This is a genomic window from Winogradskyella sp. 4-2091 (assembly GCF_045765065.1).
Classification (GTDB): Bacteria; Bacteroidota; Bacteroidia; order Flavobacteriales; family Flavobacteriaceae; genus Winogradskyella.
Genome location: NZ_JBJKOD010000004.1, coordinates 1 through 24,396 on the forward strand (window position 1 = coordinate 1; position 24,396 = coordinate 24,396).

Below are 24,396 nucleotides of genomic sequence, written 5' to 3' on the forward strand. Positions count from 1 at the left end.
GCAGTATAACATACCGATCTCTAAATAATAGTTAAACAGAATATAAATGATACTTACTACTCTTTAACTTTTACATTCATAGTTAAGACTCTTTTATTATTTTATAGAAACTTCACTTTGTCTATTATATATATAGGTATATCTTTGTAGGCTAAAATTTATACTATATATAATGATAAAAATTACTCTACCTGATGGTTCGGTTAGATCTTTTGACAAAAAAGAAGTAACACCTTATGAAGTGGCTGTAGATATTAGCGAGGGATTTGCTCGTAATGTTATTTCGGCAAAATTTAATGATACAGTTGTTGAAACCACCACTCCATTAACTACAGATGGTAGCCTTACTTTATACACATTTAAAAATGATGAAGGTAAAAAAGCTTTTTGGCACTCATCTGCCCATGTATTAGCACAAGCTCTTGAAGAATTATATCCTGATGTAAAACTATGGGTAGGTCCAGCCATTGATAATGGGTTTTACTATGATGTAGATTTAAAAGAAGGTTCAATATCTGAAAATGACTTTAAAGCTATTGAAAGCAAAATGATTGAAATAGCCAGAGGTAAACACGATTTTAAAATGCGTACTGTTTCTAAAGAAGAAGCCCTCTCCTATTATAAGGATAAAAACAACTATAAAGTAGACCTAATTGAAAACCTAGAAGACGGAACAATTAGTTTTTGTGATCATTCATCTTTTACAGATTTATGTCGTGGAGGTCATATTCCTAATACTGGAATAATAAAAGCGGTAAAAATTTTAAGCGTTGCTGGTGCTTATTATAAAGGAGATGAAAAGAATAAACAATTAACTAGGGTTTACGGGATTTCGTTTCCGAAACAGAAAGAATTGACAGAATATCTTCATTTATTAGAAGAAGCTAAAAAACGTGATCATAGAAAACTTGGTAAAGAACTGGAGTTATTCACATTTTCGCAAAGAGTTGGTCAAGGTTTACCACTTTGGTTGCCTAAAGGTGCTGCACTGCGGGAACGTTTGGAAAATTTTCTTAAAGCAGCACAAAAGAAAGCAGGTTATGAAATGGTTGTAACTCCGCACATAGGTCAAAAAGAACTTTATGAAACTTCTGGGCACTACGCTAAATACGGAGAAGATAGTTTTCAACCTATTACCACTCCTGCCGACGGAGAAGAATTTTTATTAAAACCAATGAATTGCCCTCACCATTGTGAAATATATAACAGTAAGCCATTCTCATATAAAGAATTACCGAAACGCTTTGCTGAGTTCGGAACTGTATATAGATATGAACAAAGTGGAGAACTACATGGATTAACTCGAGTAAGAGGCTTTACACAAGATGATGCTCATATTTTTTGTACTCCAGATCAATTAGACACAGAATTCAAAGAGGTAATTGATCTCGTATTATATGTTTTTGGTTCGTTAGGATTTGAAAATTTCACAGCACAAGTTTCTCTTAGAGATCCTGAGAATCCGGATAAATATATTGGTAGTGATGAAAATTGGGACAAAGCAGAAAAAGCTATTCTAAATGCTGCAATTGATAAAGGTTTAAATTATGTAGTTGAAACTGGTGAAGCTGCATTTTACGGTCCTAAGTTAGATTTCATGGTAAAAGATGCCTTAGGTAGGCAATGGCAACTAGGAACAATTCAAGTTGATTATAATTTACCAGAACGATTTGACCTTACATATAAGGGTAGTGATAATGAGATGCATAGACCTGTAATGATCCATAGAGCTCCTTTTGGAAGTTTAGAAAGATTCGTTGCAATTTTATTAGAACATACAGGTGGAAATTTCCCGCTATGGCTAATGCCAGAACAAGCAATTATTATTTCTATTAGTGAGAAATATGAAAAATACGCCGAAAAAGTTTTAAATGTGCTAGAAAATGACGAAATTCGCGCCCTCACAGACAACAGAAATGAAACTGTAGGTAAGAAAATTCGCGAAGCTGAAATGCAAAAGTTTCCGTTTATGATTATTGTAGGTGAACAAGAAGAAAAGGACAATACTATAACTGTACGCCAACATGGAGGAGATGATCTTGGCACAATTACTGTAGAAGACTTTACGAAATTAGTAAATGACAGAGTAAATAAAAGTTTAAAGACTTTTAAATAATATAAGTTTAATTTAAATACAGAAGCCATAGCAATACGTAGAAACAGAAAGAATTATACAAGACGTGTATCTCAAGAAGATAAACACCGTATAAATTCCAAGATCAGATCTGAAGAAGTAAGACTTGTCGGAGATAATGTCGAAATAGGTGTATACCCTATAAAAAAAGCTTTATCCATTGCCGATGAACAAGGTTTAGATCTTGTAGAGATATCGCCAAATGCGAAACCTCCTGTTTGTAAAGTTATGGATTATAAAAAATTCCTTTACGAACAGAAGAAAAGAGAAAAAGCATTAAAATCTAAAGCAACAAAAGTCGTTGTTAAAGAAATTCGTTTCGGTCCTCAAACAGATGACCATGATTATGAATTTAAGAAAAAACATGCTGAAAAATTCCTTAAGGATGGCGCAAAGTTAAAAGCCTTTGTATTCTTTAAGGGAAGATCCATCGTTTTTAAAGAACAAGGCCAAATTTTATTATTAAAATTAGCTCAAGATCTCGAAGAATATGGAAAAGTTGAGCAAATGCCTAAGCTAGAAGGAAAGCGTATGATTATGTTCATCGCACCTAAGAAAAAATAAGACTAACTGTTAAATCAGTTAAAAGATAATAAGCGAAACGTAAATTTAAAAGAGGAGAAAATGCCTAAAATGAAAACAAAATCGAGTGCCAAGAAACGTTTTAAACTAACTGGTACCGGTAAAATCAAAAGAAAGCACGCTTTTAAGAGTCATATTTTGACAAAAAAATCTAAAAAGCGTAAGCTTGCGTTAACTCACGATGCTTTAGTACATAAGGCTGATGAGGACAATATTAAAACAATGTTACGTTTAAAGTAATATTTTTTTAATCGGTTAAAATAAATTATAAACCCTGGAGTTAGGCAAAACAATTTAGCAAGTACCTATTTAGGTCGCCTACTACAAAAAACAATTAAAGAAATGCCAAGATCAGTAAATTCAGTAGCGAAAAGAGCCAGAAGAAAAAAGGTTCTTAAGCAAGCAAAAGGTTACTTCGGAAGACGTAAAAACGTTTGGACAGTAGCAAAAAATGCGGTTGATAAAGCGATGCAATATTCGTACAGAGACCGTAGAGTAAAAAAGAGAACATTCCGTTCATTATGGATTATGCGTATTAACGCAGGTGCAAGACAGCATGGAATGAGCTATTCAAAATTTATGGGAGGTTTAAAAGCTAACAATATCGACTTGAACCGTAAGGTACTTGCTGATTTAGCAATGAACCATCCAGAAGCTTTTGAAGCTATCATAAACAAAGTTAAATAAGGCTTTTAGCCAAATTAATAACAACATTTCGCTTATAAAATCCGGTTCATTAATTTGAATCGGATTTTTTATTTTCTAATAATCTGTTTTCCAAAATTTATTACAATGAATAACATTAAACTAGTGGTTACTGATTTGGATGGTACCTTATTAAATTCTAACCATGAGGTCAGTTCAAGATTTTTTAAAGTATTCAAAGAATTACAGAAACATAATATTCAATTTGTGGCAGCCAGTGGAAGACCATATTATAGTATTATCCAAAAACTTCCATCTATAAAAAATGAAATTATAATTGTTGCAGAAAATGGTGGTTTAATTATTCAAAAAGAAAAAACACTACTCTCCTATGCTTTAGAAACAAGTAGATTATCGCAATTATATAATTTAGTATCAAAAATTAAAAATACGCATCCTATATTCTGTACAAAAAATCAAGCTTATATTCTAAGAGCTTCTGAGAAGATTATAAACACTATTTCTGAATATTATTCAATCTATACTTTTATAGATTCATTTGAAGAAATAAAAGATGATGTTATAAAAATAGCAATATATCACGAAACCAATTCTGAAACCCATGTTTTACCATTTGTTAAACACTTAAAGCCCGAGCTTAATGTCGTAGTTTCAGGAAAAAATTGGGTAGATATTTCTGAAGCAATTACCAATAAAGGAAACGCTCTAACTTTTTTACAAAATGAACTTAACATAAATGTTTCAGAGACTATGGTCTTTGGCGATTATAATAACGATTTAGAAATGCTGGCCTGCGCAAAATACAGCTACGCTATGGATAACGCACATGATAATGTAAAAACTACTGCCAATTTTAAGACTGCATCAAATGATGATTTTGGAGTAGAAGTTGTTCTAGAGAAATTAATTACCAAAAGCCGTTAACACTAAATTTCTACCAGCAGCTTTATTTCTATGCTCACATAAATAAATTCCTTGCCAAATGCCTAGGTTTAAACGACCATTTGTAATTGGAATTTGAACAGATGTACCCATTAAAGAAGATTTTATATGAGCTGGCATATCATCAGGTCCTTCAAAAGTGTGCTTGTAATAGGATTGATTTTCAGGAACCATAAGATTTATATGGCTTTCAAAATCTAATCTCACTGTAGGATCTGCATTTTCATTTATAGTTAAACTCGCAGACGTATGTTTAATAAATACCTGTAATTGTCCTATTTTAATGGAACTAATTTCTGGAATAGCACTGATTATATAAGATGTGATTAAATGAAATCCTCTTGGACAAGCATCAAGTTTAATTTCTTTTTGATAAAATTCCACCGTTATATTTTAAAATTACAATTAAGAATTCGCCGAAATTTCATCAACTGCAAGTTTAAATTCTTCCCAATTTATACGTTCATCACCATCCTTGTCATAGCCTTCAATTAATTTTGAAGACACAATTCCTCTAATAAATCCGCTAATCTCAGCTTGCTTTAAGAGCTTTACTATTTCACTATTATTGAGTTTTCCATCTCCATTTTTATCAAAAAAAGCAAAGGCCTTTTCTGGTGTACTAAAATGATTTGTAATTAAGATTTGAATTTTATTTAGTATATCTTCCTTTGCTCCCATATAATATTGAATTAATTATTTTAAATTACAAAAAAATCAGAATATGCACTAATTAATCTAGGTCTTCTGTTTCTTCTTCTTAGCAGCTGGAAATAATACATTATTTAAAATTAGGCGGTATCCTGGTGACGTTGGGTGTAAATCTAATTCTGTCTTTGGATCTCCTACTCTATGTGTATAATCTTCTGGATCATGACCACCATAAAAAGTAAAAAAACCTTTTCCCTTTATACCATGTATGTATTTGGCTTCTCCATTTGTTCTATTTTCGCCCATTACCAATACATTAGATTTTATTTGATCTCGCGTAAACGAAGTTGTTTGTCCCATAAAGCCCTTGACTAAAGCTGTATGATTTTGAGTTAACATCGTTGGTATGGGATCCCATTTAGCGGAATATTCCATCAATGAAAAATAATCTGTAGTCTTAGGAATTTTTCTCTTCTGAGTCATATCTATAGACGAAAACTCATAAACATTGGGGCTCCGCTCAAGAGTATAATCTTTAAAAGCAAATGTATTTGTAAAGTCAATTTTACTCTGGTAACTAGGATCACTAGCATCACCATCAAACATTGGTTCACAAATATCGACACCTTCTGCAGACAATGCGATGTCAAAACTATCTGTAGCGGAGCACATAGCGAACATAAATCCGCCACCGACAACGTAATCTCTAATTTTTAGCGCAACAGCCAATTTTTCTTCTGATACTTTAGAATAGCCTAATGAACTTGCTAACTCCTCAGCATTATTTTTTTCCTCGATATACCAAGCAGCAGAACGGTATGTTCTATAAAATTTTCCGTATTGCCCTGTAAAATCTTCATGATGTAAATGCAACCAATCATAAAGCAATAGTTCATCATTTAAAACTTCTTTGTCATAAATGGTTTCATAAGGAATCTCAGCATACGTTAATACCATAGTCACAGCATCATCCCAAGGTTGTTTTCCATAAGGTGTATATACTGCAATTTTTGGCGCTTTTTCTAATACAACAGCTTCTTGATTGACAGCAGGACTGGCTATATCTTCTAAAATTTTAGCTGCTTTAGAATCTGAAATCACTTCAAATGATACGCCTCTGATTTGGCATTCTCTTTGAATAATTTCTGCGTCTGGTAATAAAAATGAACCACCTCTATAGTTTAGCAACCATTTAACTTTAAGCTCTCGTTCTAATGTCCAATAAGTAACACCATAAGCTTTTAGATGATTTTCTTGAGTTTCTGCATCCATTGGAATTAATATATAGGATGCATGAGCCTTATAGCTCAAAATCAGTAAGAAACTAAATATGATTATGTTTTTCAAGTTCATTAGAATTTAAACGAAATATAATGATTATTTAGTCTTTTAAACCTGAATTTATTATTCTTTTAAGATTAAGAATACATTAAAGAATAATAAATTATCAGGCATTAGTCCAATTTGGTTTCATTACCAGACAATAGACTCGCTATGACTTTGGTGCCTTCAAACTGATCTAAAATAATTTTTATAAACACTGTTATAGGAATAGCCATAATTAAACCTGGAATTCCCCAAAGAAAACCCCAAAACATCAACATTACTAATACGGCAATAACATTAATAGAAAATGATTTACCCATAAATATAGGCTCTAAAATAGCTCCAAATGTTACTTGTACTAATGAAATGGCAAGTATAAAAAAGAATAAAGTACTCGTAGGATCTAACTCAACAAAGGCAAAAATTGATAATAAAATTACCGAAATAAACGAACCTACCATTTGAACAAAGTTGATAGCGAATGCAAATAATCCCCAAAATATAGGAAAGCTTACATCAAAAAAAACGCACATTAATCCTGTAAATAATCCTGTTAATGCACTAACCAAAAACTTAACCTTAATAAATTTAATAAGGTCGTTTTCAATCTTCATGAAGGTCTTGACAGATGTATGCTTTCTTTTTAGCAATGTATTATTAAGTAATTTGTGTACATTAATAGATTCAGCCAACCATAAAACAACAAAGAAAACTGTCATTAATAAACCAGTTAAGAACGAATTTAGAAATCCAAGTGTTGATCCTAAGTTTTCCTTTTGAAAAAATTGACCTATAAAACCGTGTTCTTGTTCAATCTCAATTCCAAAATTATCAAATAAATAAATCTTTAGATCTGTTATTTTCAATTCGGCTTTAGATAAAAATTCTGCATTACTAGCTAAGATTTGCCTACTAGATAATTGAACTAATTCAATACCTAATTTAAGACCAATTCCTACTAGTGAAAGCACAATAATTATACTAAAAACTTTAGGGATTTTACGACGCCCCAACCATCGCATTATTGGTAAAAACAATAAAGCGATAAACATCGAAAATATGAGTGGAATAAAAATAAATGACAAAATCTTTAGTAAGTAAAAAACTAAAGGAACTACTATAATTAACAACAATATATTTGTTGTACGTCTTTGCTCTAACATTGTAAAGATTTGGTTTAACTGAGCTTACAAAGATAAGTTAAAAATGAATGTGTAAATCCATAAAAAGTTGTTAAAAAGGCACACCATCATCTTCCGGTCCGTCAAATGCATCAGAAGGTGATGGGAAATTATCTGGTGCAAAAGTATTATCGTTGGCAGCAGCATTCATTTTTGAATGAAATTCACCAAAAGGTGTATCAAAATCATCTAAATTATCAAACTTACCTAAGTGACCGATAAACTTTAATCTAATGTTTTCTAATCCACCATTTCTATGCTTGGCAACAATAAATTCACCTTGACCTGCCGTTGGTGAACGTTCTTCATCATCCCATTCATCAATTTTATAATATTCTGGTCTATATATAAATGATACAATATCGGCATCTTGCTCAATTGCTCCAGATTCACGTAAGTCTGATAATAAAGGTCTTTTACTTCCACCACGCGTTTCTACAGCACGAGATAACTGAGATAAAGCAATAACAGGAATACTTAATTCCTTTGCTAAGGCTTTTAAGTTACGAGAAATCATTGAGATCTCTTGTTCACGATTTCCTCCCTTTTGACTTCCTCCTGCTGTCATTAATTGCAAATAATCAATCATTATCATCTTAATGCCATACTGAGATGCTAAACGACGTGCTTTTGCTCTTAAATCGAAAATAGAAAGCGATGGTGTATCATCAATAAAAAGTGGTGCTTTTTCTAATGTTTTTACTTTAACGTTAAGCTGTTCCCATTCGTGTTTTTCTAATTTACCAGTTCTTAACTTTTCAGAAGATAAACCCGTTTCACTAGAAATTAGACGTGTTATTAATTGTACTGAAGACATCTCTAATGAGAAGAATGCTACAGGTGTATTACTATTTACAGCAACATTACGAGCCATCGTTAATGTAAATGCTGTTTTACCCATACCAGGACGAGCTGCAACAATTACTAAATCTGATGGTTGCCAACCAGAAGTTAACTTATCTAATTTATCAAAGCCAGAAGGTATACCGCTCATTCCTTCTTTATTTGAAATCTCTTCAATCTTTTTCTTCGCTTGAATTACTAAACTTTGAGCAGATTCCGTAGATTTCTTAACATTACCTTGAGTTACCTCATATAATTTTGCTTCAGCTGTATCTAGAAGATCAAATACATCTCTAGTTTCATCATAAGCCTCTTCTATGATTTCGTTAGAAATTTTAATTAGACTTCTTTGAATATATTTCTGAAGAATAATACGTGCATGAAACTCAATATGTGCAGAAGATGATACACGTTGCGTTAAGGAAATTAAGTAAAAATCGCCACCTATAAGATCTAACTTTTGTTCTTTCTTTAATTGGCTAGAAACAGTTAATAAGTCAACAGGCTCTGAGTTTTCAAATAATTTAAAAATAGAATCAAAGATGTGTTTATGCGCTTCTTTATAAAATGCATCAGGACTTAAAATATCGATAACTTCATCAACACCTTTCTTGTCAATCATCATAGCACCAAGCACAACCTCCTCTAAATCAGTAGCTTGAGGTGGTATTTTGCCTTTCTCTAAGTTAATGATTGTGCTTTTATCTACTTTATAACCGGTTACTGGATTGGGTTGTTTCATAAGTAACAAAAATAACTAAATAGTGTTGTTGAAATGAAAAAGCTGTATCTACAATCTTAACACATCATCAACAATTGAACTGTTAATAACTCAAAAATATTGTTAATAGTGATAAAAAAAACTGAAGTATAAACTTCAGTTTTTTTAAATAGCCTATGTTTAGTGGAATTAGTCTTTATAGACTCCCATATCATTGTATTTATCCATACGTTGTTTCACTAAATCTTTTGGTGATAAGTTTTTAAGCTCATCATAAGACTTACAAATGGCATCACTTACAGATTTAAAAGTCTTCTCTCTATCTGTATGCGCTCCACCTAGTGGTTCTTTTATAATTTGATCTACAAGTTTCATACGTTTCATATCCTTTGCAGTCAATTTCAATGCTTCAGCAGCTTGCTCCTTATATTCCCAACTTCTCCATAAAATTGAAGAACAAGATTCTGGTGATATTACAGAATACCAAGTATTTTCTAACATCATTACCCTATCACCTACACCTATTCCTAATGCTCCACCAGAAGCACCTTCACCAATAATAATTGTAATTATAGGCACTTTTAAACGTGCCATTTCTAAAATATTTCTAGCAATAGCTTCCCCTTGCCCTCGTTCTTCCGCTTCTAAACCTGGATAAGCGCCAGGAGTATCTATTAGTGTTACCACCGGAATACCAAACTTCTCAGCAGATTTCATAAGACGTAATGCCTTTCTGTAGCCTTCAGGATTTGACATCCCAAAATTACGGTACTGTCTCGTTTTAGTATTATAACCTTTTTGCTGACCAATAAACATATAAGATTGATCTCCAATTTTCCCTAAACCTCCAATCATTGCTTTATCATCCTTAACATTTCTGTCGCCATGGAGTTCTAAAAAGGTATTACCACAAAGTGCATTTATGTGATCTAAGGTATATGGTCTATTAGGATGACGAGACAACTGAACGCGTTGCCAAGCCGTTAGGTTCTTATATATTTCTTTTTTAGTTGTAGCTAATTTTTTTTCAATCTGCTTACAGGTTTCCGTAACATCTACATCACTCTCCTTACCTATTATTGCACATTTATCTAGTTGCTCTTCTAGTTCTTTTATTGGTAATTCAAACTCTAAGTATTCCATACAATTTGAAGTTAGTTTTTTAGTTAGTTTGTTTATTGAATACAAACCTACGTATTCTTATTATATTTAATAAAGATAAAAGTAAGTTCTATGTTCAATTTACAAAAATAGATTATAATATAGAAACTATAAAAATTTAATCTCGATTCTTTGCAGGTAATTTTTTTCTACTCTTATAGTTTTTAAAAACAGCATCAAACAATACTGTAATTAAAATGAGAATGGCACCTAGATAAAATTGTGAAGACATTTTTTCTGTTTCAGGATATAAAAATAAAGCGATAGCAATACCATAAATTGGTTCTAAATTATAACTAAGTATTACTGTAAACGGGCTTATATAGCGCATTACATCTACTGAGCCTATAAATGCATAAGCTGTGCAAACCGAAGCCAAAATAAATAAGTACACCCAATCTTCATTTGAAAGTGTAAAAAACGCAGCGTTAAAAGTTTTACCTGTAAGCAAAATAAAAATGGTTAGGAAAATAACACCACAAATAAATTCATAAAATGAAATTATTGTAGCACTATGTTGTTCTATAAATCTTCCGTTAATAACCGCAAACAAAGTAGAGAATAAGGCCGAGAATAAACCTAAAACAATACCATTTATATAGCCTATTTCGCTACTTGTAATGAGTAGAACACCAAGTATAACAACAATTCCAAAGACTATCTCATATCCCAAAATACGTCGATTAAAAAAAATGGGTTCGATAAATGAAGCAAAAAAAGCGCCTGAGGAAAACATGGCCAATGCTATAGAGACGTTAGCTTGGTTTATTGCTTCAAAAAAAGTAATCCAATGTAATGCTATAATTACACCAGCAATTGCAAATTGTAAAAATGACTTCTTAGATATTTTAAGATCAAACTTTCTTATTTTAATGTAGATAAACATTAAAATAGCTGCCATTGCCATTCTATACCACACTAAATCTAAAGCGCCAATCGTTATTTCTTTACCTAATATTGCTGTGAAACCAGCAATGATTACCAGAAAATGTAAATGTAAATAGTGCTTAAGTTTAACGTTTTGCATTGCGCAGAAGATATATTGCCAATATACCAAATATAAAATTGGGAAACCATACAGCAATCACTGCAGGAAAATTTGATTGCTCTGCCATTACACCAAATACCTTATCAAAAAACACATATATCATAGCAATTGCTATACCAAAAGCAAGGTTTACACCCATTCCGCCACGTCGTTTTACCGAAGAAACCGCAACCGCAATAATTGATAAAATATAGATAGAAACAGGTAAGCTCCATTTCTTAAGCTTTACAACTTCATAGCGACCAATGTTAGGTGAGCCTCTACGTTTTTCTGCTGCGATAAAATCTAATAATTCACCATAAGATTTGGTTTCGGCTGCATATTCTACAGGAGTTAAATCTTCTAGCTCAAAGGAAAAATCCATATCTTTTTGTCTTTCCTTTTCTACAGTTTCAACGCCATTTTCCCATGATCGTTTTAAATAAGTTCTTAACCTAAATGTGCTGTCTTCTTCGTTATAGCGAATATTATCTGCAAAGATTTTATATTTAAGTTCATTATCTTCAAAATGCTCGTATGTAAAATTTATTCCAGACTTATTATTAGGTATAAAATTACTAACATAGATATAGTCCGTGTCATTTATTTGTTGATAGACTTCGTGTGTTTGCTGTATTTTTTTATTCTTTTTAAGATATTTAAATACAAACTCGTTAAACCCTTTACTTGCAATTGGTGCTAAATACATTCCTAAAAACAATGCGAATGATGCAACGATAGTTGCACCTATCATATAAGGTCTTAAAAATCTAGAAAATGAAACTCCAGAGCTTAAAAAAGCAACAACTTCTGTATTGTTGGCTAACTTAGAAGTAAACCATATAACGGATAAGAATAAAAATAATGGAAATAATAAATTAGCGAAATACACTGTGAAGTTTAAATAGTAAAAAGCGACTTCACCAAATGGTGCATTATTCTGAAGCATCTTACCAACCTTCTCAGCTAAATCAACTGTAATTCCAATAGGAACAAATAGCAATAACATCATTAAAAATGTAAATAAATATCGCTTTAATATGTACCAATCAAGTATTTTCAAATTAGTTCTATGTTGTTAATTATTATAAATCATTTAAATTTATAAACGGTTATCCATTTGTTTAACCATTTTTTCTTTCCATGTTCTAAAGTCTCCTGCAATAATATGCTTTCTTGCTTCTCTGGTTAACCATAAGTAAAACCCTAAATTATGAATGGTTGCGATTTGCTTACCAAGTAACTCATTTACCGTAAACAAATGTCTTAAATAAGCTTTGCTGTATTCTGTATCTACAAAAGTAATTCCCATTTCATCTATTGGCGAAAAATCATTAGCCCACTTTAGATTCTTTATATTAATAGAACCATGAGCTGTAAATAACATTCCGTTTCTTGCATTACGTGTTGGCATTACACAATCAAACATATCTACTCCTAACGCAATATTTTCTAATATATTGATTGGTGTACCAACACCCATCAAATATCGTGGTTTATCCTCAGGAAGAATACTACACACAACATCTGTCATGGCATACATTTCTTCTGCTGGTTCACCAACAGAAAGCCCTCCAATTGCATTACCTTCTGCACCTGCATTAGCTATATATTCTGCAGATTGTTTACGTAAATCTTTATATGTACTTCCTTGAACAATAGGGAAAAACGTTTGGTCGTAATCATAACTTAAGGGTGTTTTTTTAAGATGCGTTAGACAACGTTCTAACCAACGATGCGTCATATGCATAGAACGTTTTGCATAATTATAATCACATGGATATGGCGTACATTCATCAAATGCCATTATTATATCTGCACCTATTTTACGCTGAACTTCCATTACGTTTTCGGGCGTAAAAACATGGTAACTTCCATCAATATGCGACTTAAATTTTACACCTTCTTCTTTTATTTTTCTGTTTGAAGACAAAGAGTAAACTTGATATCCACCAGAATCTGTTAAGATATTACGATCCCAATTCATAAACTTATGTAATCCGCCAGCCTGTTCTAAAATTGGCGTCTGCGGTCTTAAGTATAAATGATAGGTATTACCAAGAATAATATCTGGATTGATATCATTTTTTAATTCTCGCTGATGCACACCTTTTACAGAAGCCACTGTACCAACTGGCATAAATATTGGCGTTTCTATTGTACCATGATCCGTAGTAATAGATCCTGCTCTCGCTTTCGTTTCTTTATCTGTGGCTATTTTTTGAAATTTCATGTATATATCCTAATTGTTAATCAGCGGAAACATCTTGCAATCAATAAAAATTTATAAAAATCGATCTAAATTTTGGCAACGACGTATCTTAAATTGTAAGTCCGTCGGCAAATATAAATAACTCTATAAGATTCCGTCTTAATTTAAATCTAAAATACAGCCTTAAAAATTTATGCTCTTGTCTAAACATTAAGTTTTTTTTATTCAGATTGTTAGCAAATTATACTTTTCGTTAATAAGTGCAAGGTCTCAACTTTTGATAGACATAGGTAAAAAGTTACATTTGTAGCGTAAAACATAAGCAACATAACAATGCCAAACATTAAAGAATTAGAAGATTTAACAACTCAGGTTCGTAGAGATATAATACGAATGGTACACAAAGTAAACTCTGGTCATCCAGGAGGATCATTAGGTTGTGCAGAATTTTTTGTATCACTTTACCAAGACATCATGAACAGAAATGAAGGTTTTGATATGGATGGAATAAATGAAGATTTATTCTTTCTTTCAAACGGTCATATCTCACCAGTTTATTATAGTGTATTAGCGAGATCCGGATATTTTCCGGTTGAAGAATTAAATACATTTAGATTAATAAACACGCGTTTACAAGGACATCCTACGACACATGAAGGCTTACCAGGCATTAGAATTGCTTCTGGTTCTTTAGGACAAGGAATGTCTGTTGCCATAGGTGCTGCACAAGCAAAAAAATTGAACAATGATGATAAACTAGTTTACAGCTTACATGGTGATGGCGAATTACAAGAAGGTCAGAATTGGGAAGCAATAATGTATGCTTCAGCTAAAAACGTTGATAACCTTATTTCTACAATAGATTTAAATCAACAACAAATTGATGGATCTACTGATGACGTTTTACCGATGGGAAGCTTAAAAGCAAAATTTGAAGCTTTTGGATGGACTGTAGTAGATATTGAAAAAGGAAATGATATAACATCTATTATTGATGGTCTAAAGGAAGCAAAATCATTAACCGGAAAAGGAAAACCAGTTTGTGTATTATTACATACTGTAATGGGTAATGGTATTGACTTTATGATGCATACACATGCATGGCATGGTAAAGCACCAAACGATGAGCAACTTGCAACAGGTTTAGCTCAAAACCCTGAAACTTTAGGCGACTATTAATCATCAATTCAAAAGAAAAAAATGAAAACATATACATATACAGAGAAAAAAGATACAAGAAGCGGATTTGGTGCAGGTTTAGCAGAACTTGGAAGAACAAACCCAAATGTGGTTGCTTTATGTGCTGACCTAATTGGATCTTTAAAAATGAATGAATTTATTGAAGAAAACCCAGATCGCTTTTTTCAGATAGGTATTGCAGAAGCAAATATGATGGGAATAGCTGCTGGTTTAACCATTGGTGGAAAAATTCCATTTACTGGTACTTTTGCAAATTTCTCTACTGGTAGAGTTTATGATCAAATTCGCCAATCTATTGCATATTCTGGTAAAAACGTAAAGATTTGTGCTTCTCACGCTGGTTTAACATTAGGAGAAGATGGTGCAACTCACCAAATTTTAGAAGACATAGGTCTAATGAAAATGTTACCAGGTATGGTTGTTATTAATCCTTGTGACTATAACCAAACAAAAGCAGCTACAATTGCTATTGCTGATTATGATGGTCCTGTTTATTTAAGATTTGGACGTCCTTCAGTGCCTATTTTTACACCTGCTGACCAAAAGTTTGAAATTGGTAAAGCTATTAAATTTACAGAAGGTACAGATGTTACTATCGTTGCTACGGGTCATTTAGTATGGGAAGCGTTAGAGGCTTCTAAAGTATTGAACGAAGCTGGTATTTCTGCAGAAGTAATAGATATTCATACCATAAAGCCATTAGACGATAAAGCTATTTTAGATTCAGTTGCAAAAACAGGTTGTATTGTTACAGCAGAAGAACATAACCATCTTGGTGGTTTAGGAGAAAGTGTTGCGAGAGTATTAGCTCAGCATAATCCTACACCTCAAGAATTTGTTGCTACAAATGATACATTTGGAGAATCTGGTACACCAGCTCAGTTAATGGATAAGTATGGTTTAAATTCTGATGCCATTGTTAAGGCAGTGAATAATGTAATCAAAAGAAAATAATTTTGTTTTGGCATCGTTTTTGAAAGTAGATGCTTAAATCTAAAAAAACGAACATTATGAGAAATTTAAAAAAATCAGTTATTACAACTGCGCTTTTATTATTTATTGGATTTAGTTTAACTGCCCAAAACAACAGTGCTTTTGGTTTTAAAGGTGGTTTAAACTATGGAGGAAATGGCGATTATTTTGATTCTGTAAGTCTTAATAGTAGCAATCCAGATCAAAACATTGGATATCATGTAGGTATCTTTGGTAAAATTGGTAATAAAATTTATTTACGACCAGAAATTGTTTACACGGTCACTAAAAGTGATTACGACAACAATGATTTTAATGTAAAAAAAATTGATGTGCCAGTATTAGTTGGTCTTAAGGTGTTAGGACCAATTAGTGTTTTTGCAGGACCTTCTGCTCAATATATATTAGAAACTGATTTTCATGGTGTAGAAATTGATGACCTTCAAGAAGATTTTACAGTTGGATTAAATTTTGGTATCGGACTTAACTTCAATAAAATTGGAATTGACTTAAGATACGAAAGAGGATTTGGAGAAAATGAAGCGAGATTTATTGAAGATAACATTACTAGAAATAGTAGAATTGATACAAGACCAGAACAATTAATTCTTAGTTTGTCTATTGGACTTTAAACTATTTTAAATTAATTATCAATAAAAAAAGCCACTCAATGAGTGGCTTTTTTATATGTGTAATACTAGTGATTAGTTATTCACTTCGTTATGATTTGTGACAATAGTTTCATCTAAATAATCTGGAGTACCATCACTATCAGAATCTACAACCGTAACCGTTTTTATAGTAATAACACCACCCGTTTCAGATCTATCATATTCATATTCACCTTCAGCAAGAACTGGCTCCTCTTCATTTTCATTTGTATCTACTGAATAATACGTAGTTATTAATTCATTAAATGTACTAACGCCATCATTATCATCATCAAAATCAATGTAGTCTGGGAATCCATCTTCATCTGTATCGTCATTAAAAACATCAATGTCATTATCTAAATCTTCTGAATAAGAAGGAATACCATCATTATCATGATCCTCTACTTCGTACTGTAATAATTCAAACTTAAACATTAAGTTGTCATAAGAATAACCTGTTGATGTCCCTGAAAAATAACCTAAACCCGATGGTACAAACATTATTCCAAGTCCGTAATCTTCATAAACAATACTTCCATTGTCATAATCAAAATCATCAGCAGTCTTAAACATTGGCATAACAAGCTGCCAAGCTCTAATAGCTCCAAATGTGTTGAATCCATCACCGAAGAGCAATAACTCTTCAGGTGTTGTAATTACATCAAAAATATCGTTATCATAATTAAGAGAGGTTCCTTCATACCTTACACGAACTTCATCTGTAAATTTAGGTTCTCCACCTCCTCCTTGGTTAATATTTAATACATAATAAACGTAATCTGCTTCTAAGTATGTTGTAGTATGTTCTACAACTGCATCAATAAGCATTGTATTTTGGTCTGGATTTGGCATTGGTAAGTAATCGCCATTATCATCCATTTCTAACTCCGAGATTACAATGTCTGTATATTTATGATTAATTCCTGATTCAAAAAAAGCAGAATTATAGTAATGCGTCGATAAGTACAATACAATGGAATCATTATCCTTTACTTGCTGTTCTGTTCTATCTTCAACTACAAATGTTGAGTCATCATCATCATCATCCTTACATGAAATGAATATTGAAAAAACTGCTAGTAACAGAATACTTAGTCTTAAAATTTTAATTTTCATAGAAACTGATATTTTTCGTTTAAAACCACCACAGTTTTGAAACGATGTTCATTATTGCTTATTTTTAACTCGCAAGATACAATAATATAATATTTTTGTACTAATCTATTAACGTAGTTTTTATTAACAGAATATGCGAATTGACAAATATTTATGGTGTGTGCGCTATTATAAAACGCGCAGTATCGCTACAAAAGCTTGTAAAAAAGGGCAAGTTAAAGTAAATGGCGCAGCTATAAAACCTTCAAGAGAAGTTTATCCAACAGACAAAATTGAACTCAGAAAAGATCAAATTATTTACCAATTAACTGTAAACGATTTACCACCAAATCGCGTTGGTGCAAAATTGGTGGATATTTACAGAGTAGATACTACTCCAAAGTCTGCTTTTGAAGCCAAGGAACTTTTAAAATACAGTAAAGATTATTATCGAAAAAAAGGTACTGGACGACCAACTAAAAAAGACCGAAGAGATATTGACGATTTTTACGATGAAGAAGAATAATACTTAGCAATACTAATTAATTAATGGTAGGAAAAGATTATTGGGAAAAACGTTATATAAATAATGAAACTGGTTGGGATATTGGATCTGCATCAAATCCTTTAAAGCAGTATATTGATCAAATTAAAGATAAGTCTTTAAAAATTTTAATTCCAGGAGCTGGTAATAGTTATGAGGCGGAATATCTATGGAATAACGGTTTTAAAAACATTTATATACTTGATATTGCACAGCAACCATTAGATAACTTAAAAAAACGTGTTCCTGAAATTCCAATAAACCGATTACTAAAACAAGATTTTTTTAAATTTGAAAACCAATTTGATTTAATCATAGAACAAACATTTTTCTGTGCTATTAACCCAAATTTAAGGGTAGCTTATAAAAATAAAATGTTTAAGCTACTTAAACCAAGTGGTAAATTGGTTGGGTTACTTTTTAATTTTGAATTAACGGAATCTGGTCCACCTTTTGGAGGAAGTAAAACCGAATACCAATCATTATTTCAAAATGATTTTAAAATTAAAACTTTAGAACCTTCAATAAATTCTATAAAACAAAGACAAGGTAAAGAACTGTTTTTTATCTTTGAAAAAAAGACCTAATGGCATTAACAAAAAATACAATTTTAAGTCATAAAGAAATTGAACATAAAATAAAACGTATAGCTTATCAGATATACGAAAGTAATGTTAATGAAACCGAACTCATCATTGCTGGTATAGAAAGTAATGGTTATATACTCGCCAAAAAAATTAAAGCCAATTTAGATAAGATCTCCTCTATTGAATCTACATTGTGTAAAGTCACTATTGATAAAGTAGAACCTACCAACCCAATTAAAACATCTATTGATAAAGAAGCATATTCTAATAAATCAATTGTATTGATTGATGATGTATTAAATTCTGGTAGTACTTTAATTTATGGCATAAAGCATTTTTTAGATGTGCCTCTTAAACAGTTTAAAACAGCGGTCTTAGTTAATAGAAACCATAAAAAATTTCCTGTAAAAGCAGATTTTAAAGGTATTTCACTTTCTACTTCTTTGTTTGAACATGTTCATGTTAATCTGTCTAAGCAACCATATGAAGCTTATTTAGATTAAATGTGTCAAAATTGTTTCTAAGACTTCTTGCATAGATTTGTTATCCGTATTGATAATGTGTTCCGCTTCATGATAAAAAGGTGAACGCTCAAAGAGATGTTTCCCTATAAATTCGAGTAAATCATCTTCTGAATCTATATGACTTATTAATGGTCGTTGTTCTTTTGCAACAAACAATCGTTTAGAAAGTAAAGGAATAGATAATTTTAAATAAAACGATACTACGTTAGTATTTGAATTTATAAGTTTCATGTTTTCGCTGTAACATGGCGTTCCTCCACCTAACGAAAGCACATAATTTTCTGGTAGATTTATAATTTCTTTTAAATATTCTGTCTCTTTTCTTCTAAAATAGATTTCTCCTTTGCTTTTAAACACCATTGACACAGAAGAATTCTCCTTTTCTGCGATATAATCATCTAAATCTAAAAATTTATAATTTAAAACTGTAGCCAATTCCTTACCAAGAGTTGATTTTCCAGATCCCATGTAACCTAATAAAATAATTATCATAATGCTTATAAATTGATTTTTAAAGTGATAGCTATTAAGAGTACAAAAAAACAAAAAATTAAATAAAAAAAGTGTTGTATTATTAATTAAACATTTTATATTTGCACCCTCGTTACTGAGAAACACATTATGACCAGTTAGCTCAGTTGGCAGAGCATCTCCCTTTTAAGGAGAGGGTCCTGGGTTCGAGCCCCAGACTGGTCACAAAAAAAGTTAAGCATTTTGCTTAACTTTTTTTTTATATTTACTTCAATAATTTGCGCACGTGGCGGAATTGGTAGACGCGCCAGCTTGAGGGGTTGGTGGACATTAGTCCGTGGAAGTTCGAGTCTTCTCGTGCGCACTTTCTTTAAAACATTTTTTCAAATACATATTTAATTTTTAGCCTTGGGCTAATTTTATTTTAAATAATTAGCTTCCAAGGCGGACTTCAATTGCAGATCGTAATTGTTATTACACTTTATTTGTTTAAAAAATGCCACCTATTTACGCATCTAAATTTTAAATTTTGTTAAAACGAGACTTTGTATTATTTAATATTGTATTTTTGTTTAACTTTTTTAAATAAAAAATGAACAATATTAAAAATCAGTTTAGTATAAAGGATCTTGAAAACCTCACAGGTATTAAAGCGCATACTATAAGAATTTGGGAAAAACGATATAACCTCCTAGAACCAAAGCGTACAGATACTAACATACGATATTACGATTTAGAAAACTTTCAAAAATTACTCAATGTTAGTTTTTTAAATAACAATGGTTATAAAATTTCAAAAATCAGTTCAATAAAAGACGAAGAGATTATTCAATTGGTTAAAGAAATTGCCGTTAAGAGTGATTCTGATAATCATGCTATTGATGGGTTGAAATTAGCTATGATGAATTTTGACCAAAAACAATTTTATAATATTTACAATACACTACTAAAAGAGAAATCATTTAGTAGCGTTTTCTATGACGTATTTATTCCGTTACTCTCGACTATCGGGATATTATGGCAGACAGACACTATAACTCCGGCACATGAGCATTTTATATTCTCTCTAATACGGCAAAAAATTATTGCTAATACAGAGGAAGTTCAATCAAATGAGAGTAACAACTCTAAAAGAACCTTTGTTTTGTACCTCCCAGATAATGAAATACACGAGCTAGGATTAATGTATATTAATTACGAGCTTATTAATAAAGGCTATCATACTATCTTCCTAGGTGCTAGTGTACCAATTGATAGCCTAAAAGATCTTGCTAATTATTATGATGATATAACATTTATATCCTACTTTACCATAAAACCAGATAAAGAAAATTTACGCAACTATTTAGACACCCTTAATAATAGTATTTTAGAACCAAATAACTCCAATTTATGGGTTCTAGGCCATATGCTTGCTCAAGTTAATCTCGAAAATTTACCAAATACAATTAAAACTTATAAAGACATTAAATCATTAACCGAAACTGTAGCCAATGTCTAAAACTGTATCCATAATAGGTTCAGGATTTTCTGCCTTATCGGCTTCTTGTTATTTAGCGCAAGCTGGTTATGACGTTTCTATCTATGAAAAAAATGAAACCGTAGGCGGAAGAGCAAGACAATTAAAAAAAGAAGGTTTTACTTTTGATATGGGTCCAAGTTGGTATTGGATGCCAGATATATTTGAAAAGTTTTTCAATGATTTCGGAAAAAAAACAAGTGACTTCTATCAACTTGATAAATTAAGTCCGGCTTATAAAATTTTCTTTTCAGATGATGTTATAACCATAGGAGATCATATGGATAAAATCTGTGAAGAATTTGAACGTATTGAAGCGGGAAGTTCTAAACCACTTAGAAAATTTATTTCAAGAGCTCAAGATCATTACAACATTGCAATTAATAAAGTCGTATTAAAACCAGGATTGTCTCCATTAGAATTAGTAACCAAGGAAACCATAACTCGATTAGATCAATTTTATAAAACCATTAGTTCTCAGGTTAGAAAAAACTTTAAGAACCCTAAATTAATTTCAACATTAGAGTTTCCTGTTTTATTTTTGGGTGCTAAGCCCAACAAAACACCTTCTTTCTATAGTTTTATGAATTTTGCCGACTTTGGCTTAGGTACATGGCATCCAAAAGGTGGTATGTATCAAATTGTTATTGCCATGAAAAGTTTGGCCGAAAGTTTAGGTGTAACAATAAACACAAATTGTAATGTTGAAAAAATAAATGTTGAAGGCCTAAAAGCGATTAGTATAACTGTAAATGGAAAAGAAATAGCATCTGATGTTGTTTTGAGTGGTGCAGATTATCACCATTCCGAAACTCTTTTAGCACCAAAACATAGACAATACACTGAAAATTATTGGAATAGCAGAACGTTTGCACCTTCTTCCCTACTTTTCTATGTAGCCTTTGATAAGAAACTAAACAATATAGAACATCACAATTTATTTTTCGATACTGATTTTGAAAAACACGCTGAAGATATTTATGATGACCCTAAATGGCCTAAGGATCCATTATTTTATGTTAACTTCCCTTCCGTAACCGATAAAAGTATGGCGCCAGAGAATTGTGAGACTGGTTTTTTCCTTATTCCAATTGCTCCAGGTTTAGAAGATACACCAGAATTACGACAGCAATATTTTGATATTGTAATTAATAGATTCGAAAAAAGAACGCAACAAAATGTTCAAGATCATATAATTTTTAAAGAGTCGTATTGCGTTAATGATTTCATTGAAGATTATAACTCCTATAAAGGTAATGCATATGGTATGGCAAATACGCTAATGCAAACCGCCTTTTTAAGACCAAAACTAAAAAGTAAAAAGGTAAACGGTCTATATTTTACAGGACAATTAACTGTTCCCGGTCCTGGAGTTCCTCCTGCCTTAATATCGGGTAAGTTGGTTGCCGAATTAATAAATAAAAACGAAAAATAATACCTCTAAAATAGTATGAAATCAATTTTTGACACTGTATCTAAGGAATGTAGCAAGGCTGTTACAAATGCTTACAGCACATCATTTTCTTTAGCTACAAAAATGCTTGCTGATAGTATAAGACAAGACATTTATAATATATACGGATTTGTAAGATTTGCGGATGAAATTGTAGATACATTTCACGACTATGACAAAGAAAAACTTTTTAATAAATTTGAAAGTGATCTAGAAGCAGCCTTGGAGGATAAAATAAGCTTAAATCCAATTTTAAATGCTTTTCAAGAAACATTTCATAAATATAGTATAGATAAACATTTAGTGAATTCTTTCATGAATAGTATGCGATTAGATTTGCATAAAAGTGATTATTTAACTGACCAAGAATTCAAAGCCTATATCTATGGATCAGCAGATGTAGTTGGCTTAATGTGTTTAAAAGTTTTTGTGAAAGGAAACGGAGAGAAATTCGAAGATCTTAAAGATTCAGCTATGAGTTTGGGCTCCGCCTTTCAGAAAGTGAATTTTTTACGAGATTTAAAAGCTGATTTCGATGACCTAAATAGATCGTACTTTCCAAACACCGATTTAAGTCAATTAAACGAAAGTTCTAAAGAAGCTATAATTATAGAGATTGAAGAAGATTTTGCAAAAGGTCTTGTAGGAATTAAAAAATTACCTCTCGAAGCTCGATTTGGTGTTTTTATGGCGTATCGTTATTATAGCAAACTATTAGACAAACTTAAAAAGACACCTGCTTTACAAATTAAATCAACTCGTATAAGGGTTCCAAACTATAAAAAAATTGAACTCCTTACTCGTAGTTACGTAAAATATCAATTAAACCTACTCTAAAATTATAGCACTATTATGCAAGCAATTTTTTGGATATTTATATTCTTTGGTACATTTTTCATTATGGAATTTAATGCGTGGTTCACGCACAAATATATAATGCATGGGTTTTTATGGAATCTTCATAAGGATCATCATCAAAAGGATCATGACAGTTGGTTTGAGCGAAACGATGCGTTTTTTATATTCTATGCTGTTATAAGTATTATATGTTTTTACCTTTGGAGTTATGAAAACGTTTGGTATACATTACCAATTGGTTTAGGAATATTAGCCTACGGAATTGCTTACTTCGTTGTACACGATATTTTTATACACCAACGTTTTAAATTACTAAGAAATATTGACAATAAATATGCTAGAGGTTTAAGACGTGCTCATAAAATTCATCATAAACATTTAGGAAAGCATAAAGGTGAAAATTTCGGTATGCTCATTGTTCCTTTCAAATATTTTAAATAAACTATTCTAGCAATAGTTCGTCTAGTTGGTTTCGTATTTTTTCGCTATTCCAATCTACGGCACTAGATTTATCTATAATAATTTCGCCTTTTTTATTTATCACTAAAGTCCTAGGAATTGATGTAGTTTTCAATTCTTTTGGAGCACTAGTTGTCTTAATGTAAACAGGAAATGTATACTGCTTATCATCTTTAAAAGCTTTAATAATGTCTCTAGGTTCACTAGTTACAAATAGGAACTCAACTTTATCTCCATAGCTCTCATACAACTTTTGCAAACTTGGCATTTCTGCAATACAAGGCGGACACCAAGTCGCCCAAAAATTTACTACGGTCACTTTACTTTTTACGCTCTCAAAATTATAATACGAGTGGTCTTCTTTTAATAGCTTCCAGTTAAAGCTTTCTATTTTAATTCTTTCAGATTTTGATATAGTATCGACCGGATTAAATATTGAGATTGCTTTATGAATGATTATTTGAATTTGTTGTCTAGTTTGTGGAATCAACATTAATAGCACAATAAACAGAAAAATAAAATTTAAAATTTTGCTTTTTAAGGCTTTGTTCATATCCGTCGGTTTTATGCAAAAAGAAGCGTAATCCCAAATTAATGAAATTACGCTTCATATCT

Annotated in this window: 27 protein-coding genes and 2 tRNA genes; 17 read left to right on the forward strand and 12 right to left on the reverse strand. The window is 31.6% G+C overall.

Translation table 11 applies throughout. The annotated features are described in order from the left end of the window. The first annotated feature begins 172 nt into the window (after window positions 1-172). The 5 genes from thrS (at window position 173) to ACJBCC_RS06170 (ending at window position 4,306) form a co-directional block, all read left to right on the forward strand. The gene (gene thrS / locus ACJBCC_RS06150) at window positions 173-2,116 is read left to right on the forward strand and encodes a threonine--tRNA ligase (RefSeq protein WP_299101209.1); all 1,944 of its coding nucleotides are present in this window, start codon (window positions 173-175) and stop codon (window positions 2,114-2,116) included. 33 nt (window positions 2,117-2,149) lie between these two features. Continuing rightward, entirely contained in the window at window positions 2,150-2,698 is a 549-nt protein-coding gene (infC, locus tag ACJBCC_RS06155) for a translation initiation factor IF-3 (protein WP_299101224.1), read from the forward strand. 60 nt (window positions 2,699-2,758) lie between these two features. Then, window positions 2,759-2,956 carry a 50S ribosomal protein L35 gene (rpmI, locus tag ACJBCC_RS06160; protein WP_173282254.1) on the forward strand — a complete coding sequence of 66 codons (198 nt, stop codon included), beginning with the start codon at window positions 2,759-2,761 and terminating at the stop codon, window positions 2,954-2,956. 102 nt (window positions 2,957-3,058) lie between these two features. Continuing rightward, window positions 3,059-3,403, forward strand: coding sequence for a 50S ribosomal protein L20 (gene rplT, locus ACJBCC_RS06165; protein WP_173282253.1), 345 nt, complete (start codon window positions 3,059-3,061; stop codon window positions 3,401-3,403). A 105-nt stretch (window positions 3,404-3,508) separates the two neighbouring features. Then, the gene (locus ACJBCC_RS06170) at window positions 3,509-4,306 is read left to right on the forward strand and encodes a Cof-type HAD-IIB family hydrolase (protein WP_367179567.1); all 798 of its coding nucleotides are present in this window, start codon (window positions 3,509-3,511) and stop codon (window positions 4,304-4,306) included. On the opposite strand, the gene ACJBCC_RS06175 is transcribed toward ACJBCC_RS06170, so the two are convergent. The 9 genes from ACJBCC_RS06175 to tgt form a co-directional block, all read right to left on the reverse strand. Further along, window positions 4,286-4,708: a secondary thiamine-phosphate synthase enzyme YjbQ gene (locus ACJBCC_RS06175; protein ID WP_299101207.1), complete on the reverse strand. Its 423-nt coding sequence runs from the start codon at window positions 4,706-4,708 to the stop codon at window positions 4,286-4,288. The two genes, ACJBCC_RS06170 and ACJBCC_RS06175, sit on opposite strands and share 21 nt — an antisense overlap. A 21-nt stretch (window positions 4,709-4,729) precedes the next feature. Then, window positions 4,730-5,005 (reverse strand): EF-hand domain-containing protein, encoded by a 276-nt coding sequence (locus ACJBCC_RS06180; protein ID WP_299101205.1) that lies wholly within the window; start codon window positions 5,003-5,005, stop codon window positions 4,730-4,732. 57 nt (window positions 5,006-5,062) lie between these two features. Next, window positions 5,063-6,247 (reverse strand): asparagine synthetase B, encoded by a 1,185-nt coding sequence (locus tag ACJBCC_RS06185; protein WP_299101219.1) that lies wholly within the window; start codon window positions 6,245-6,247, stop codon window positions 5,063-5,065. 182 nt (window positions 6,248-6,429) lie between these two features. After that, window positions 6,430-7,464, reverse strand: a complete 1,035-nt coding sequence (locus ACJBCC_RS06190) for an AI-2E family transporter (protein WP_299101203.1) — start codon at window positions 7,462-7,464, stop codon at window positions 6,430-6,432. Between the two features lie 70 nt (window positions 7,465-7,534). Further along, complete coding sequence (gene dnaB / locus ACJBCC_RS06195) at window positions 7,535-9,067, reverse strand: replicative DNA helicase (RefSeq protein WP_299101202.1); 1,533 nt, start codon at window positions 9,065-9,067, stop codon at window positions 7,535-7,537. 168 nt (window positions 9,068-9,235) lie between these two features. Further along, window positions 9,236-10,189, reverse strand: coding sequence for an acetyl-CoA carboxylase carboxyltransferase subunit alpha (locus ACJBCC_RS06200; protein ID WP_299101200.1), 954 nt, complete (start codon window positions 10,187-10,189; stop codon window positions 9,236-9,238). Between the two features lie 136 nt (window positions 10,190-10,325). Then, window positions 10,326-11,234: a DMT family transporter gene (locus tag ACJBCC_RS06205; RefSeq protein WP_407556680.1), complete on the reverse strand. Its 909-nt coding sequence runs from the start codon at window positions 11,232-11,234 to the stop codon at window positions 10,326-10,328. Then, window positions 11,221-12,243 (reverse strand): LptF/LptG family permease, encoded by a 1,023-nt coding sequence (locus tag ACJBCC_RS06210; RefSeq protein WP_407556857.1) that lies wholly within the window; start codon window positions 12,241-12,243, stop codon window positions 11,221-11,223. Before ACJBCC_RS06210 ends, ACJBCC_RS06205 begins: the two co-directional genes overlap by 14 nt. A 93-nt stretch (window positions 12,244-12,336) precedes the next feature. Beyond that, the gene (tgt, locus tag ACJBCC_RS06215; protein WP_299101194.1) at window positions 12,337-13,467 is read right to left on the reverse strand and encodes a tRNA guanosine(34) transglycosylase Tgt; all 1,131 of its coding nucleotides are present in this window, start codon (window positions 13,465-13,467) and stop codon (window positions 12,337-12,339) included. Between the two features lie 312 nt (window positions 13,468-13,779). On the opposite strand from tgt, the gene ACJBCC_RS06220 reads away from it, so the two are divergent. From ACJBCC_RS06220 to ACJBCC_RS06230, 3 genes are read left to right on the forward strand one after another with little or no spacing between them, the layout of a single operon-like run. Continuing rightward, entirely contained in the window at window positions 13,780-14,625 is an 846-nt protein-coding gene (locus tag ACJBCC_RS06220) for a transketolase (protein ID WP_407556681.1), read from the forward strand. 21 nt (window positions 14,626-14,646) lie between these two features. Next, complete coding sequence (locus ACJBCC_RS06225) at window positions 14,647-15,600, forward strand: transketolase family protein (RefSeq protein WP_407556682.1); 954 nt, start codon at window positions 14,647-14,649, stop codon at window positions 15,598-15,600. A gap of 56 nt (window positions 15,601-15,656) precedes the next feature. Next, entirely contained in the window at window positions 15,657-16,250 is a 594-nt protein-coding gene (locus ACJBCC_RS06230) for an outer membrane beta-barrel protein (RefSeq protein ID WP_299101188.1), read from the forward strand. Window positions 16,251-16,322: 72 nt separating this feature from the next. On the opposite strand, the gene ACJBCC_RS06235 is transcribed toward ACJBCC_RS06230, so the two are convergent. Next, on the reverse strand, window positions 16,323-17,387 hold the full coding sequence (locus tag ACJBCC_RS06235; protein ID WP_407556683.1) for an FKBP-type peptidyl-prolyl cis-trans isomerase: 1,065 nt from the start codon (window positions 17,385-17,387) through the stop codon (window positions 16,323-16,325). A gap of 133 nt (window positions 17,388-17,520) precedes the next feature. Here ACJBCC_RS06235 and ACJBCC_RS06240 point away from each other — a divergent pair, with 133 nt between their 5' ends. Genes ACJBCC_RS06240 through ACJBCC_RS06250 form a run of 3 tightly spaced genes read left to right on the forward strand, consistent with a single transcriptional unit; the run spans window position 17,521 to window position 19,000 of the window. Continuing rightward, a complete protein-coding gene (locus ACJBCC_RS06240) occupies window positions 17,521-17,892 on the forward strand; it encodes an RNA-binding S4 domain-containing protein (protein WP_299101184.1) in 372 nt (123 codons plus the stop codon). 23 nt (window positions 17,893-17,915) lie between these two features. Then, window positions 17,916-18,497, forward strand: coding sequence for a methyltransferase domain-containing protein (locus tag ACJBCC_RS06245; protein ID WP_407556684.1), 582 nt, complete (start codon window positions 17,916-17,918; stop codon window positions 18,495-18,497). Further along, window positions 18,497-19,000, forward strand: coding sequence for a phosphoribosyltransferase family protein (locus tag ACJBCC_RS06250; RefSeq protein WP_299101181.1), 504 nt, complete (start codon window positions 18,497-18,499; stop codon window positions 18,998-19,000). The genes ACJBCC_RS06245 and ACJBCC_RS06250 overlap by 1 nt, the downstream gene beginning before the upstream one ends. On the opposite strand, the gene ACJBCC_RS06255 is transcribed toward ACJBCC_RS06250, so the two are convergent. Beyond that, complete coding sequence (locus tag ACJBCC_RS06255; protein WP_299101179.1) at window positions 18,992-19,513, reverse strand: shikimate kinase; 522 nt, start codon at window positions 19,511-19,513, stop codon at window positions 18,992-18,994. The genes ACJBCC_RS06250 and ACJBCC_RS06255 overlap by 9 nt on opposite strands. Window positions 19,514-19,644: 131 nt before the next feature. Here ACJBCC_RS06255 and ACJBCC_RS06260 point away from each other — a divergent pair. From ACJBCC_RS06260 to ACJBCC_RS06285, 6 genes are all read left to right on the forward strand, one after another. Further along, window positions 19,645-19,717, forward strand: a tRNA-Lys gene (locus tag ACJBCC_RS06260). A 55-nt stretch (window positions 19,718-19,772) separates the two neighbouring features. Beyond that, window positions 19,773-19,856: transfer RNA gene (locus ACJBCC_RS06265), tRNA-Leu, on the forward strand. A gap of 228 nt (window positions 19,857-20,084) precedes the next feature. Beyond that, the gene (locus ACJBCC_RS06270; protein WP_407556685.1) at window positions 20,085-20,993 is read left to right on the forward strand and encodes a MerR family transcriptional regulator; all 909 of its coding nucleotides are present in this window, start codon (window positions 20,085-20,087) and stop codon (window positions 20,991-20,993) included. Next, the gene (locus tag ACJBCC_RS06275; RefSeq protein ID WP_407556686.1) at window positions 20,986-22,446 is read left to right on the forward strand and encodes a phytoene desaturase family protein; all 1,461 of its coding nucleotides are present in this window, start codon (window positions 20,986-20,988) and stop codon (window positions 22,444-22,446) included. The genes ACJBCC_RS06270 and ACJBCC_RS06275 overlap by 8 nt, the downstream gene beginning before the upstream one ends. A 15-nt stretch (window positions 22,447-22,461) precedes the next feature. Continuing rightward, entirely contained in the window at window positions 22,462-23,301 is an 840-nt protein-coding gene (locus ACJBCC_RS06280) for a phytoene/squalene synthase family protein (protein WP_299101172.1), read from the forward strand. Window positions 23,302-23,316: 15 nt separating this feature from the next. After that, a complete protein-coding gene (locus ACJBCC_RS06285) occupies window positions 23,317-23,763 on the forward strand; it encodes a sterol desaturase family protein (RefSeq protein WP_299101170.1) in 447 nt (148 codons plus the stop codon). A 1-nt stretch (window position 23,764) separates the two neighbouring features. Here ACJBCC_RS06285 and ACJBCC_RS06290 read toward each other — a convergent pair whose 3' ends face one another. Next, window positions 23,765-24,334 (reverse strand): TlpA family protein disulfide reductase, encoded by a 570-nt coding sequence (locus ACJBCC_RS06290; protein ID WP_407556687.1) that lies wholly within the window; start codon window positions 24,332-24,334, stop codon window positions 23,765-23,767. Between the last annotated feature and the right edge of the window lie 62 nt (window positions 24,335-24,396).